Source organism: Tritonibacter scottomollicae, assembly GCF_032924845.1.
GTDB classification, from domain to species: domain Bacteria; phylum Pseudomonadota; class Alphaproteobacteria; order Rhodobacterales; family Rhodobacteraceae; genus Epibacterium; species Epibacterium scottomollicae.
This window is the reverse complement of sequence record NZ_CP136704.1, coordinates 1,318,565-1,331,904: the sequence shown is the minus strand read 5'-3', so window position 1 is coordinate 1,331,904 and position 13,340 is coordinate 1,318,565. Positions and strand designations below refer to the sequence as shown.

General features: G+C 60.6%; 16 protein-coding genes. 9 read left to right on the top strand and 7 right to left on the bottom strand.

The features are described from left to right. The first annotated feature begins 1 nt into the window (after position 1). The 7 genes from secF to R1T40_RS06845 all read left to right on the top strand — a co-directional run bounded on the left by secF (position 2) and on the right by R1T40_RS06845 (position 4,370). The gene (gene secF, locus R1T40_RS06875) at positions 2–970 is read left to right on the top strand and encodes a protein translocase subunit SecF (RefSeq protein WP_106165279.1); all 969 of its coding nucleotides are present in this window, start codon (positions 2–4) and stop codon (positions 968–970) included. A 237-nt stretch (positions 971–1,207) separates the two neighbouring features. After that, complete coding sequence (locus R1T40_RS06870; RefSeq protein ID WP_317386365.1) at positions 1,208–1,561, top strand: Mth938-like domain-containing protein; 354 nt, start codon at positions 1,208–1,210, stop codon at positions 1,559–1,561. 87 nt (positions 1,562–1,648) lie between these two features. Next, the gene (ccmA, locus tag R1T40_RS06865; RefSeq protein ID WP_317386364.1) at positions 1,649–2,260 is read left to right on the top strand and encodes a heme ABC exporter ATP-binding protein CcmA; all 612 of its coding nucleotides are present in this window, start codon (positions 1,649–1,651) and stop codon (positions 2,258–2,260) included. Beyond that, complete coding sequence (gene ccmB, locus R1T40_RS06860; protein ID WP_106165276.1) at positions 2,257–2,913, top strand: heme exporter protein CcmB; 657 nt, start codon at positions 2,257–2,259, stop codon at positions 2,911–2,913. The genes ccmA and ccmB overlap by 4 nt, the downstream gene beginning before the upstream one ends. A gap of 45 nt (positions 2,914–2,958) precedes the next feature. Further along, complete coding sequence (locus tag R1T40_RS06855) at positions 2,959–3,693, top strand: heme ABC transporter permease (protein ID WP_317386363.1); 735 nt, start codon at positions 2,959–2,961, stop codon at positions 3,691–3,693. Continuing rightward, positions 3,686–3,841 (top strand): heme exporter protein CcmD, encoded by a 156-nt coding sequence (gene ccmD, locus R1T40_RS06850; RefSeq protein WP_317386362.1) that lies wholly within the window; start codon positions 3,686–3,688, stop codon positions 3,839–3,841. Before R1T40_RS06855 ends, ccmD begins: the two co-directional genes overlap by 8 nt. Beyond that, complete coding sequence (locus tag R1T40_RS06845) at positions 3,834–4,370, top strand: DsbE family thiol:disulfide interchange protein (RefSeq protein WP_317386361.1); 537 nt, start codon at positions 3,834–3,836, stop codon at positions 4,368–4,370. Before ccmD ends, R1T40_RS06845 begins: the two co-directional genes overlap by 8 nt. 15 nt (positions 4,371–4,385) lie before the next feature. Here R1T40_RS06845 and R1T40_RS06840 read toward each other — a convergent pair whose 3' ends face one another. Next, complete coding sequence (locus tag R1T40_RS06840) at positions 4,386–4,757, bottom strand: winged helix-turn-helix transcriptional regulator (protein WP_317386360.1); 372 nt, start codon at positions 4,755–4,757, stop codon at positions 4,386–4,388. A gap of 105 nt (positions 4,758–4,862) precedes the next feature. Here R1T40_RS06840 and R1T40_RS06835 point away from each other — a divergent pair, with 105 nt between their 5' ends. After that, complete coding sequence (locus R1T40_RS06835; RefSeq protein WP_317386359.1) at positions 4,863–5,480, top strand: NAD(P)-dependent oxidoreductase; 618 nt, start codon at positions 4,863–4,865, stop codon at positions 5,478–5,480. A 6-nt stretch (positions 5,481–5,486) separates the two neighbouring features. Here R1T40_RS06835 and R1T40_RS06830 read toward each other — a convergent pair whose 3' ends face one another. From R1T40_RS06830 to acnA, 3 genes are all read right to left on the bottom strand, one after another. Then, complete coding sequence (locus R1T40_RS06830) at positions 5,487–6,191, bottom strand: SDR family NAD(P)-dependent oxidoreductase (protein ID WP_317386358.1); 705 nt, start codon at positions 6,189–6,191, stop codon at positions 5,487–5,489. Between the two features lie 118 nt (positions 6,192–6,309). Then, the gene (locus R1T40_RS06825; RefSeq protein WP_317386357.1) at positions 6,310–6,660 is read right to left on the bottom strand and encodes a hypothetical protein; all 351 of its coding nucleotides are present in this window, start codon (positions 6,658–6,660) and stop codon (positions 6,310–6,312) included. A 138-nt stretch (positions 6,661–6,798) separates the two neighbouring features. Beyond that, the gene (gene acnA / locus R1T40_RS06820) at positions 6,799–9,546 is read right to left on the bottom strand and encodes an aconitate hydratase AcnA (RefSeq protein ID WP_317386356.1); all 2,748 of its coding nucleotides are present in this window, start codon (positions 9,544–9,546) and stop codon (positions 6,799–6,801) included. Positions 9,547–9,764: 218 nt separating this feature from the next. Here acnA and R1T40_RS06815 point away from each other — a divergent pair, with 218 nt between their 5' ends. Continuing rightward, entirely contained in the window at positions 9,765–10,472 is a 708-nt protein-coding gene (locus tag R1T40_RS06815; protein WP_317386355.1) for a DUF1223 domain-containing protein, read from the top strand. Positions 10,473–10,477: 5 nt separating this feature from the next. Here R1T40_RS06815 and R1T40_RS06810 read toward each other — a convergent pair whose 3' ends face one another. The 3 genes from R1T40_RS06810 to R1T40_RS06800 form a co-directional block, all read right to left on the bottom strand. Beyond that, entirely contained in the window at positions 10,478–11,401 is a 924-nt protein-coding gene (locus R1T40_RS06810) for a lysophospholipid acyltransferase family protein (protein WP_317386354.1), read from the bottom strand. Positions 11,402–11,553: 152 nt separating this feature from the next. Then, a complete protein-coding gene (locus tag R1T40_RS06805; protein ID WP_106165266.1) occupies positions 11,554–12,660 on the bottom strand; it encodes a flagellar motor switch protein FliG in 1,107 nt (368 codons plus the stop codon). A gap of 78 nt (positions 12,661–12,738) precedes the next feature. Then, the gene (locus R1T40_RS06800) at positions 12,739–13,284 is read right to left on the bottom strand and encodes a tetratricopeptide repeat protein (RefSeq protein ID WP_317386353.1); all 546 of its coding nucleotides are present in this window, start codon (positions 13,282–13,284) and stop codon (positions 12,739–12,741) included. Positions 13,285–13,340: the final 56 nt, after the last annotated feature.

The window sequence follows — 13,340 nt, the reverse complement described above, 5'->3', positions numbered from 1 at the left end:
GATGCGGTTGAAACTCGTACCTGAAGGAACTTCCTTCGATTTCTTCAAGCGCTGGAAGCTCTGGCTGGGGATATCGGCGCTGATGGTCGTCATTGGCTTTGCGTCCTTTGCGCTGCAGGGGCTGAACTTCGGCATCGACTTCCGGGGCGGCACCACCATCCGCACGGAGGCGGAGCAGGATCTGGATATCGGCACCTATCGTGATGCCATTGCGCCGCTTGGGCTCGGGGACATCACAATCACCGAGGTGTTCGATCCGACCTTCGAAGACGATCAGCACGTTGCGATGATTCGGATCGAGGCCCAACAGGATGGTGAAGCCCTGTCGAGCCAGGTGATCGCCGATGTCCAGGCTGTGCTGGATGAGGTGGCGCCAGGGATCAAATTCATCTCCGTGGAAAGCGTCGGCCCGAAGGTGTCCGGTGAGCTGGTGCAGACAGCGTTTCTGGCGGTTGCGCTGGCGATCGGGGCCGTGCTGATCTACATCTGGCTGCGCTTTGAGTGGCAGTTTGCACTCGGTGCCGTGGCGGCGCTGGTGCATGATGTCATTCTGACCATCGGGGTGTTCTCCGAACTGCAGATCAAGTTCGACCTCGCCATCATCGCGGCGTTGCTGACGATCGTTGGCTACTCGCTGAACGACACCGTGGTGGTGTTTGACCGGGTGCGGGAAAACCTGCGCCGGTACAAGCAAAAGCCGCTGTCGGAGGTTCTGAACATCTCCATCAACGAGACGCTGAGCCGGACGGTGATGACCTCGGTCACCACGCTGCTGGCACTGATCTCGCTTTACGTGCTGGGTGGCGATGTGATCCGGGGCTTTGTCTTCGCGATGATCTGGGGCGTTGTGATCGGCACCTATTCGTCGATCTTCGTGGCCTCCACTATCCTGCTTTGGCTGGGTGTCAAACGGGATTGGTCCAAGCCCGACAACACAACGGGCAATCAGTTTGCCAAAATCGACGCCTGATTTTCGGCGATAACAGACTTGAAGCAGCCGCGGTAACATGCCGCGGCTGTTTTGCGTTCAGGGGGGCTACATCAGGCCCTCATATTCGATGCGGGTGACCTACAGCGCGACCAGACTGGCTTCATCTTTTCAAAAATATCTCGGAGCGCGAGGCAGAGCCTCGCATGTCCACTTGCCGGTTTCAGCATTTCAACTTGCGTGGTATTCACCAGTGCAATCGTCAGGAAGGAGAGTGTCATGCGCCTCAACGAAGTGGTTTATTCCGATGCCGTTCCGGTCGACGGCTATGGGCCGGGCTTCTTTCGTGTCGGTGGTGACCTCCACGAAGGGGCCATTCTCACCGGTGCGACGGGCACCCGCACATGGGGCGGCTATGCCGACACCGCGCCCCTGTTGGCGCTGGCTGGCGATGTCGATGTGCTGTTTGTGGGGACCGGGGCTGAGATCGCCCATATTCCGGCTGATCTGCGCGCGGAGCTGGAGCAGGCCGGGCTGGGCGTCGAGGTGATGAATTCGCCGGCCGCCTGCCGCACCTACAATGTGCTCCTGTCCGAAGGCCGCCGCATCGCGCTGGCCGCACTGCCAGTTTGATCTGGCGCAAGGCAAACCATGTGAAGATCTGCTTTTCATGCATGATAGCAATAGATTAGGCCATGGGTGCTATGCTGCGGGGCGCATATGATTGACGTCAGGGATCTGAGCGTGAGCCGGGCAGGTTTTCCGGTGCTTGAAGGCGTGCAGTTTGCGCTGCCTGCAGCAACGGCGCTTGTGCTGCGCGGTCCTAACGGGATCGGCAAGACGACCTTGTTGCGCACGTTGGCCGGACTTCAGCCCCCGCTTGCCGGAGAGATCCTCGGCGACCCGGACGATATTGCCTATGCGGCCCATGCGGATGGTCTGAAACTGACGCTGACGGTTGAGGAAAACCTGACATTCTGGGCGCGGGTGTTCGGCGCCCACGACATTGAGCCGGCGATCAAGGCCTTTAACCTGGCGGCGCTCCGGACACGAGCCGCAGGTAGCCTGTCCGCCGGGCAGAAACGTCGCCTGTCGCTGGCGCGGTTGATGGTCACCGGGCGGCGGCTCTGGATCCTCGATGAGCCGACAGTGAGCCTTGATGCCGCCTCGGTGCAGCTGTTCGCTGCCACCATCCGCGCTCATCTCAACTCCGGTGGTGCGGCGATCATGGCGACCCATATCGACCTCGGCATCGAGGGGCGGGTTTTGGACCTGACACCGTTCAAGGCAAAGCTGCCGGCGCTGGATGCGGATGACGGGGGCTTCCTGTGAGCGCGCTGTTGCTGCGGGACCTGCGGCTGGCGTTTCGCGCCGGGGGCGGCTTCGGGCTGGGGCTTGCGTTCTTTCTGATCGTGACCGTGATGGTGCCGTTCTCGGTGGGTCCGAACTCCGCCACGCTTGCGGTGATTGCGCCCGGCGTGTTGTGGCTGGGTGCGCTGTTGGCGTGCCTTCTGTCGCTGGACCGGCTGCTGGCGCTGGACTGGGAGGATGGATCTCTCGACCTGCTGGCCACCGCGCCCCTGCCGCTTGAGGCTGTCTTGAGCGTGAAATCGCTGGCGCATTGGCTCACCACCGGATTGCCGCTGGTGCTGGCGGCGCCGGTGCTGGGGGTGCTGTTGAACCTGCCCGCAGGCGGCTATCTCTGGATCACGCTTTCGCTGTTGATCGGGACGCCTGCGCTGTCGGTGATTGGCACCTTTGGTGCTGCTTTGACCGTGGGGCTGAAGCGCGGTGGCCTCCTGCTGTCGCTGCTGGTGATGCCGCTTTACGTGCCGACACTGATTTTTGGCGCTGAGGCCGCCCGACGCGGCGCGGCAGGGATGGCGGTGGAGACACCGCTCCTGATGCTGGGCGGGATCACGCTTGGTGCCATCGCGCTTTTACCCTTTGCCTCCGCTGCTGTGCTGCGCGTCAATTTGCGCTAGCAGCAGGAGATTGTGATGACCCGAAACAAGAGCTAGAAGGCCAGCATGTCGATCTGGGAATACGCCAATCCGAAGAAATTCCTGCACACCAGCGAGCGTGTGCTGCCGTCCCTTTGGGTGGCCTCTGCCGCGTTGATTGTCGGCGGGCTGATCTGGGGGTTCTTCTTCACGCCGGATGATTACCGACAGGGCTCCACCGTCAAGATCATCTACCTGCATGTGCCGGCCGCGCTGATGGCGATCAATGCCTGGTTCATGATGCTGCTGGCCTCACTGATCTGGGTCATCCGTCGGCACCATGTTAGCGCGCTGGCCGCCAAAGCAGCCGCCCCTGTAGGGATCATCATGACCCTGATCGCGCTGATCACCGGCGCGATCTGGGGGCAACCGATGTGGGGCACCTGGTGGGCCTGGGACCCGCGGCTGACCTCCTTTCTGGTGCTGTTCCTGTTCTACCTCGGCTACATTGCGCTCTGGGAAGCGATCGACAATCCGGACACCGCGGCTGACCTGACCTCGATCCTTTGCCTCGTGGGCTCTGTTTTTGCGGTGCTGTCGCGCTATGCGGTGAATTTCTGGAATCAGGGGCTGCATCAGGGCGCGTCGCTGTCGCTCGACAAGGAAGAGAATGTCGCGGATGTCTTTGCCTTTCCGCTCTACACATGCATGGCGGGGTTCATTCTGTTTTTCATCGCATTGGTGCTCTACCGGACCGGAACGGAAATCCGCGCCCGCCGGATGAAGACGCTGATCGCGCGGGAAAGGATGTCAGATGCCTGATCTTGGAAAATACGCTGACACGGTGTTGTCCGCCTATGCCGCATCGCTGCTGCTGCTGGCGCTGTTGCTTGTCGTGACCCTGTGGCGCGGTGCCCGGGTCCGTTCAGAGCTGAAGTCTGTCGAAAAGAGGATACGTGGCAATGGCTAAGATCTCGCCCATGATGGCGCTTCCGGTGGTTGTCTTTGCGGGTTTTGTCGGACTGGCGTTTGTTGGCATGGGCCGCGAGGACCCGGAGAACCTGCCATCCGCGCGGGAGGGCAAGGCCGCCCCGGCAGTGGCGCTGAGCGACTTTCCCGGCAAGGAGAGCTTTGCCAATGAGACCCTGCGCGATGGCGAGGTTAAGCTGGTCAACTACTGGGCCAGCTGGTGCGGCCCATGTCGCGCCGAACACCCGAGCCTCACGGCGCTCTCTGAGGAGGGCGTGGCGATATACGGGGTGAATTACAAGGACCAGCTGGGCAATGCGCAAAGCTTCCTCGAGGAGCTTGGTGATCCCTATGCGGGCGTCGGACGGGACGAGAACGGGCGCATGGCGCTCGACTGGGGTCTCTACGGCGTGCCGGAAACCTATGTGATTGATGGCGAGGGCACCATTGTGCTGCGCTTTGCCGGACCGATTACGGCGAAAGTGCTGGAACAGACTATCCGACCGGCGATGGAAAAGGCGGCGGAGTAGGCGCCGCTGATCCCGTCAGGAGGCGATGGGCTCTTTCGCGTCGTAGGCGGCGCGGGAGGTGCGAATTCCCGGCTGATGTGTCTCCGCCCAATGCGCCAGATGGCTAATTGCGCCGTGTAGTGAGGCCCCCCGTTCGGTCAGGCTGTATTCCACCTGCGGCGGCGAGGTGTCCAGCACCTGACGAGACACCAGCCCATCACGTTCGAGATTGCGCAGGGTCACCGAGAGCATGCGCTGAGAGATTGCTTCAATGACGCGGCGCAAGGCATTGAAGCGGCAGGGGCCTTTTGACAGCTCCATGATCACCAGCACCGACCAGGCATCGCCAATGCGATCCAGAACATCCCGGATGGCGCAGTCGTATTCCAAGGCGCGTCGGCGTCCCATGGCGGTTCCTTTCAGGTAACTATGTGCTCAAAACATGCGTATTCCGGGCGCGGTTCTCTGCCCTTAGGTAGTTCCTATCAGTAACTATCAAGTTGGAGACATCAAATGAAGCTATTTGTTCTGGGCGGCACCGGCATGATCGGCAGCCGGATCGTAGCAGAGGCCCTGTCGCGTGGTCATGAGCTGACCATCGGCAGTCGCAGCCCCGAGGTCGCAGTGCTCGACGGGGTGCAGTCCGTTAAGCTGGACGTCAGCGATACGGCGGCACTCGCAGCGCAGGCCGAAGCGGCGGATGTCACCATCACCGCGGTCAGCCCGCGCAGCACCGGCGACGCGATCGCCGAATCCAACGCCTATGCCGAAGCCCTGATCGCTGGACTGGGCGGGAACCGGGTGGTCATCGTGGGCGGCGCGGGGTCGCTGAACCTGCCGGATGGAAGCCCGGTGGCGGATGTCGTGCCAGAGGCCTACCGCGCGGAGGCACAGGGCATGCGGCAGGCGTTCGAGAAGATCGCCGCAAGTGACCTCGATTTCACCGTGGTGGCACCGGCTGGATTGATCGAACCCGGTGAGCGGACAGGTAAGTTCCGTCTTGGCGGCCGGGAATTGATGACGGATGAGGCGGGCAACAGCCGGATCTCTGCCGAAGACTATGCCGTGGCGCTGATGGATGAGGTGGAGACCCCGACCCATAGTCGCGAGATCTTTCACGCGGCCTATTGATCCGGTTCAGAGCCGGTAGCCTCCGGTCACCGGCAGCACTGCGCCGGTGATGAAGCTGGCATTGTCAGAGGCCAGAAAATACACCGCCTTGGCGATGTCCTCCGGGGTTCCGGGGCGACCCAGGGCGGTGTCCTTCACGAAGGTCTCGGTCAGTTCGTCTGGGCGGGGCGCTTCGGGCACGTTGATCGCGCCAGGTGCCACCGCGTTCACGCGAATGCCCTCTGGTCCCAGTTCCTTGGCCATCGCGCGGGTCCAGAGGTTCAGCGCCGCCTTGCTGGCACCATAGCTGGCCGCATCCCGGGGCGGCAGATCGGCGTTTATCGACGAGATGTTGACGATACTGGCGCCAGGCCTCAGATGGGGCAGGGCGGCGGCGAGGATGGCTTGTGGCACGATGGTATTCAGCTCGAACACCCGGCGATGGGCCGCGGCGTCGAATTTCTCTTTCGGGGTCGATTGCACCAGTCCGGCGTTGTTGACGATCACATCCAACCGGCCAAATTTTTCGATCACCTGCGCGACCAGATCCGCGGCGCTTTCGTCCTGCAGCAGGTCACATGGGATGGAAACCACATTGGTCTGTGCCTCCAGATCATCGGATGGCGGTGTATTCAAATACGAGCGCAGGACATTGTGATCGTTGGAGAATTGCACCGAAATGGCACGGCCGAGGCCATAAGTGCCTCCGGTAACTAGGACGGTTTTGGTCATCAGGGTCTCCCACGCTGAAAGATGCAGCGGCTGCACCATGATGCCACTCAAGCGCGGGCAGGCAGAAATGACAAGACCACCCGCCGCGACGGAGGTCGTCAGGGGCTGACGCGGCCGCTCAACAGCTGATCTGTCGGCGTTCCAGCTCTGTCTCAACCGGAAACTGGCCGATCACACCTGTGTCGATGGTCTCATAGATGCGCGTATCAATCTCGCGCCGCATGTAGGTGGACTGAAACTCCAGAAGCTCGTCCCCTGAAATCACGTGATCGAGATATGCCTCAAAGATTTCCCGATTTTCCCACAAGCTTACGGATTTGATTTCGCCATGCTCCGGCGAAGCATAAAGGCGGGTTTCATAGCATCCCTTGCGGAGACCCTTGTCATCCTTCGACAGGGCGGTCGCAAGGTTCAGAACTTCTTCAAATCGGGCATGGAGCGGATAATACTTGGTGATAACAGCAATCATTCTGACGCCTCGTTAGGTCCTTACGGCAGATGGATCATGCGTATCACACGGGGTGTTATGCTTGTGTTACCATCTTGTAGTCGCAATAAAAAAGGGCGGCACACTGTGCCGCCCGCGCCATTGTCGAACCGGTCACGATCAGCTTTTCGCGAGCTTGCGCAGCACATAATGCAGCACGCCACCGTTTTCGATGTACTCGATCTCCGGGGCCGTATCGATGCGACATTTCAGGGTGATGGTCTTGCTGCTGCCATCGGGATAGGTGATGGCGCAGTCGACCTCCTGCAGCGGCGTGACGCTCTCAAGACCCTTGATGTCCACGATCTCATCGCCGGTGAGTTTCAGTGACTTGCGGGAGTCGCCGCCAGTGAACTCAAACGGAATGACGCCCATCCCCACGAGGTTGGAGCGGTGGATGCGCTCGAAGCTCTCGGCAATCACTGCCTTGACGCCCAGGAGCGCAGTGCCTTTGGCCGCCCAGTCGCGCGAAGACCCGGCGCCATATTGCTCGCCACCGAAGACAACCAGCGGGGTGCCGGCCTCCTGATGCGCCATGGACGCCTCATAAACCGAGGTCTGCTGACCATCGGGGCCTTTGGTATAGCCGCCTTCAACGCCGTCCAGCATCTCGTTCTTGATGCGGATATTGGCGAACGTGCCGCGCATCATGATCTCGTGGTTGCCACGACGCGACCCGTAGGAGTTGAACTCCCGCGGCTGCACCTGACGGTCGAGCAGGTATTTACCCGCGGGTGTGGTGGTCGCGAAGGACCCCGCCGGAGAGATGTGGTCGGTGGTGACCATATCGCCAAGGATCAGGAGCGTCTTGGCGCCCACAACGTCCTGAATGGTGCCCGGCTCCGCGCCCATGTTCTGGAAATAGGGCGGGTTCTGGATATAGGTCGAGGCTGCGGGCCAGTCGTAAGTTTCCGCTTCGGTGGTTTCCACGCCCTGCCATTTTTCGTCGCCCTTGAAGACGTCGGCATATTTGGACTGGAACGCCTCGCGGGTGACTGTGGCCTCGACCAGATCGGCGATTTCTTTCTGGGTCGGCCAGATGTCCTTCAGGTAGACGTCATTGCCATCCTTGTCCTGTCCCAGCGGGTCGTTGGTCAGATCGACATTCATGTCGCCAGCCAGCGCATAGGCCACCACGAGCGGCGGTGAGGCTAGGTAGTTGGCGCGCACGTCCGGGCTGATCCGGCCTTCGAAGTTGCGGTTGCCGGACAGGACCGATGCCGCCACCAGATCGCCCTCGGAAATGGCGTCGGAGAACTCCTGCTGGATCGGGCCGGAGTTGCCGATGCAGGTGGTACAGCCATAGCCCACGAGGTTGAAACCGATCGCGTCCAGATGCTCCTGCAGGCCCGCGGCCTCCAGATAATGCGACACCACCTGAGAGCCGGGCGCGAGCGAGGTCTTGACCCAAGGTTTACTGTCGAGACCGAGTTCATGCGCCTTTTTCGCCACCAGACCGGCACCGATCATCACATAGGGGTTCGATGTGTTGGTGCAGGAGGTGATCGAGGCAATCACAACGGAGCCGTCGCGCAGCTCGAACTCCTCGCCCTTCACGGGGTGGGATTTACGCGGATCGACAGGTGCCGTCGGCGCTGGCCCCTCGGAGGCCATGTCGGCTGCATCAGAGGACGCATCAACACCACGGTAGTCGGATACCACCTTCTTGAACGCGGGCGCGGCGATGTCGAGCGCCAGATAATCTTGAGGGCGTTTCGGGCCGGAAATCGCCGGTACGATGGTGCCCATGTCGAGCGTCATCGTGTCGGTGTAGATCGGCGCGTAGTTTTCGTCGCGCCAGAACCCGTTTTCCTTGGCATAGGCCTCCACCAGAGCAAGGCGAGCTTCATCGCGGCCGGTGTTGCGCAGGTAGCGGATGGTCTCCCCGTCGATCGGGAAGAAGCCGCAGGTGGCGCCATACTCCGGCGCCATGTTGGCAATGGTCGCACGGTCGGCCAGCGGCAAACGATCCAGTCCAGAGCCGTAGAATTCGACAAATTTGCCAACAACGCCCTTGGCGCGCAGCATCTCGACGACCTTCAGCACGAGGTCGGTGCCGGTGGTGCCTTCCATCATCTCGCCTGTCAGCTCAAAGCCCACGACTTCGGGGATCAGCATGGAGATCGGCTGGCCGAGCATCGCGGCCTCAGCCTCGATACCACCAACGCCCCAGCCCAGAACGGAGGCGCCATTGACCATGGTGGTGTGGCTGTCTGTGCCCACCAGTGTGTCAGGATAGGCGACTTCCTCGCCGTTCTGGTCCACGTCGGACCAGACGGTCTGGGCAAGATATTCCAGGTTCACCTGGTGGCAAATGCCGGTGCCCGGTGGCACGACGCGGAAGTTGTTGAACGCGCCCTGACCCCATTTCAGGAACTGGTAGCGTTCCATGTTGCGTTCGTACTCACGGTCCACATTCATCTGGAAGGCACGCGGGTTGCCGAACTCATCAATCATCACGGAGTGGTCGATCACCAGATCGACGGGCACCAGCGGGTTGATCTTGTTGGCGTCACCGCCAAGGTTCTTGATGCCGTCGCGCATGGCGGCAAGGTCGACCACGGCAGGCACGCCGGTGAAGTCCTGCATCAGCACGCGGGCCGGGCGGTAGGCGATCTCACGCGGGTTCTTGCCGCCATTCTTGGCCCATTCGCCAAAAGCCTTGATGTCATCCGTGGAGACGGAAAACCCGTCGTCCTCGAACCGCAGCAGGTTTTCCAGCACGACCTTGAGCGCCGCGGGGAGCTTGGTAAAATCCCCAAGCCCGGCTTCGGTGGCTGCTGGTATCGAGTAATAGGCAATCGACGTGCCGTTCACGCTGAGCGTCTTGCGTGTCTTGGCTGTGTCCTGTCCGACGGTGATAGGCATGGTGGCCTCCCTCATAAATGACAAATAGGGACTTCGCTGCAGATTGTCTGCCTCATGCAGACCTGTCGTTCAATAGAAGAAACATCGCATGACGCAGAATTGTATGCAATGGTACACAAGTATGCATTATTTCCTGTCACACCTCTCAAGAATGATTGATTGGCCATTGAGGCAGGCGGAGCGTACATCCGTAAGCCTAACAACCTGACAGGCGACTCATGCGGTTTATTTCGCTTTCCTCTCTGATTTTTTCGGCGATCTGCGCCGTCTCTGGTCCGGCAACGGCGGAGCCTTCCCCTGTGGTGGTAGAACTCTTTACCTCGCAAGGTTGTTCCTCATGTCCTCCGGCGGATGAACTGCTGAAGCGGCTTGCCACCCGTGAGGATGTGCTGCCCTTGGCCTATCACGTTGATTATTGGGACTATATTGGCTGGGCAGACGCTTTTGCCGATCCGGCCCATACGGTGCGCCAGCGCGGATATGCGCAGGTGGGTGGGCGCAACATGATCTATACCCCCCAGATGATCATCATGGGGCGCGAGGATGTGGTCGGCGCCGATGCGATGCAGCTGTCAGAGGTGCTGGGCACATATGCCGGTCACAAGCCGAAGGTGAACCTTTCGGTTCTGGTTCGGGGGGAGCAAATCTCGATCAAAGTGCCGAAACAGCCTGAGCGGCGCGGTGATGTTTTGCGGGTTCAGCTGGTAAGGTACATGCCGCTTCGCCGCGTCGATATCAAACGCGGGGAACTTGCGGGCAATACGCTGGATTACGCCAATGTGGTTGAAAGCGTGCAGGTTCTGGCCGATTGGGACGGCGCTGACCCACTCGATCTGTCTGTCGAGCTGCCTGATGATCTGCCGGCTGCGGTATTGGTGCAGCAATGGCCGTTTGGACCTATCCTCGCCGCCGCCCGCGCGGAGTAGCGGGTCTACGCACTGTCCGGATGGTCGGGGTGCGGGGTGTCATGCATGGGTTTCCAGCGCCGGTGGACCCAGAACCACTGTCCCATATTCGCGCGCACCATACGCTCCAGATCATCGCAGACCGCCTGCGTCATCGTCACCGGATCTGAGTGCGGAATCTCGTCGGCGACCACTACCTCGAAATCAATCCCATTGTCGCCGCGCAGGCCGTAGATCGGAATGAAGGCGGCGTTGTATTTCAATGCCAGCTCCGCGGGCACTGTCGAGGTGAGAGCCGGGCGCCCGAAGAACGGCAAATACTGCCCTCCAATTGCGTGCATATCCGCGACAATAGCGATGTTTCCGCCCGCTTTCAGATGGCGCACCATCTCGACCATGCCACGTTTTCCCTGCTCGAACATGGGCTTTCCGGTGGCGGAAATCGCTTTGACGTAGTGGTCGTTGAAATAGGGGTTTGCCATGCGCCGATAGAGCGACCCCATGTTGAACCCCATCTGGACCAGCTTGGACCGTGCGGCGTCGTAATTGCCGAAATGCCCCGTGACGAGCACCACCGGACGCCCCTCTGCGCGCGCGGCCTCCAGCGCCTTCAGGCCGGGGCCATTGATGGGGGCCGCCTTGGCGCGGGCCCAGAAGGGCGCGCCAGCGTACAGTTCTGCAAGCGTGCGTCCGACATTGTCGGCGACCTGATGGCACAGCGCGTCGACCTCGCTCTCGGTCAGGTCCGGACGTGTATAATGAAGGTTGCGGCGCACCCGCTTGTGAAACCCGGCGAGGGGGGCAACCTTGCGCAGGGTCCAGCCCATCGCGGGCACGCGCCAGCGATATGGGATCAGTTTCAACCCGCCGATCAGCCCACGCAGGAACAGATTTCCGACAAAGTAATTTGCGCGCTGTGAAAAGGTCAGCTCCGAGTGGGCGACGGGCATGGGGGATTGTGCTCCTGCTTGCGATACCGCAACGCCCGATCATAGAGGGCGCCGCTGCCTTGCACAAGAAACCGCCACGAAGAAACCCGCGCCGGTGTGGCACGGGTTTGTTTTGTGTCAGGTCATGATGGCGTGATCGACGCGCGGCGGTGCTAGTCTTCTTCTTCCTCGTCAGACTTCAGCTCGATGTCGCCGTTGACCACCATTTCACGCAGCATATTGACGATAATACCGTAGGCAGCCTCGCCATCGGCCCGTTTGATACGACCAAGTTGATTTGCTTCTTCACGCAGGTTGTTGGCCATGCGGCTGGACATGTTGTCCAACAGGAAGGTGACCGACGCCACATCGTCCTCATCCGTGGCAAAGGCGATGGCGGTGGTGATGTCCTGCGGGCCCAAGGCGCGGACTAGTTTCGGCACATCCACCGGTTCCAGTTTCTGCGCGATCAGCGCAAAGGTGAAGATCGACTTGCGCACATCCGTGGCGAACTCCTGGTCCTCCTCATCGAGCGCGGTCAGAACCTCCTCGCGTTTCGCTGCTGCGGATTGCGTCAGGATGGCCCCGACACGTTGGCCTGGCGTTTTGTCAAAGGCGACCTGCGGGCGCGCTTCGATCTGTGAGGCGAGCGACAGTCCGATGCGATCCACCGTGTCCGGTGTAACGCTGCTTGTCTGGCTCACCGCATAGGTGATGCGACGTGCAATCGGACCTGGCAAATGCTGCAACATCTCTGCCGCCTTGGCGGTGTCGATCTTGGACAGCAACACAGCTGCGACTTCGGTGCTTTCGGCCTTGGCCAGTTCGGCCAGTTCCTCGGGCGGCAGCTTGCGCAGCCGATCCCAGGGATCGCCGAATTGGCGCACACCCGCTTCCTTTCGCAAACGGCTGTGCGTGTGCCGGCTGATCTTGCCCTCCATGGCGCTCAACGCACCTGCGAGGCCATTGGGGAAGGACAGCCCGATATTCTCGAGCTGTTCTGCAAATTCGGCCGCGACTGCGTCCAACGTCTGGCGATCCACCAGGCGCATCTTACCCATTTGCTGAGTAAGTTCGAGTTGCAGATCGTCTGGCAACTCTTCAAGGGGGACATCGGCGCCTTCGTTCAAAAGAAGACGAACGACAATAGCCGCTTTGGCTTTCCCACTAAGCTGGGGAGCCCCCCCCATGAGGGATGGTGCGGGCGCCGGTGACGAAAAATCGCCAAGTCCGTCGCCCAGTGGCGCCATAGGAAGCGCTAGAGCTGATGATTGTTCCATTCTTGAACCTTGACCCGAAAAGATTCTCTTTCTGTCAGGAAGCAAGATATGCCTTCAGCAGTAAAGAAAGCCTGAAGTTTAGTAGTTAACGGTCACACCCGTCTGAATTGCCTGACGCAGCGAGGCTTCGGCCCATGTTCCGTCACCGCCGCGCGCCCTGATTTCCTTCCACTGAGCCAGTGCCTGCGCATATTCTCCAGTTTCAACAAAGCCTTGCGCCATATAGCTCCGCGCGAGGATATTGTCGGGATCTTGCGCGATCGCATGGGTGTAATAGTCTTTCGCCTCGGATGAGTGACCGAGTTTGCGGTGGGTGAACCCCCAATAGGTCAGGACGCGGCTATCCGTCTGATCCGGGTGGGCGGCAAGCACGGCCTGCGCATCCTCGAAGCGCTCCAGATAGGCCAGCTCGCGCGCGGTCTGCAGCAGTTGCTCGTCGCTCAGGGATGATTCTTCAGGCTTCACGCATTTCTGCGCATCTTCATCCCAGACGCGTTTGCCCCAGCATTTTTTGGTGGTGTCCGATGGGGTCGGCGGCGTGGTCGTGTCGCCGCCAGCGGCAAAACCGGCCATTGGCATGGTGAAGGGCAGGGCAATGGCAAGTGCGAGGGACGTGAAACGCATGAAGATCTCCTATCTGTTGTTGCTCAAACTACGCTGAAAGCGCGGTGAACGGCCAA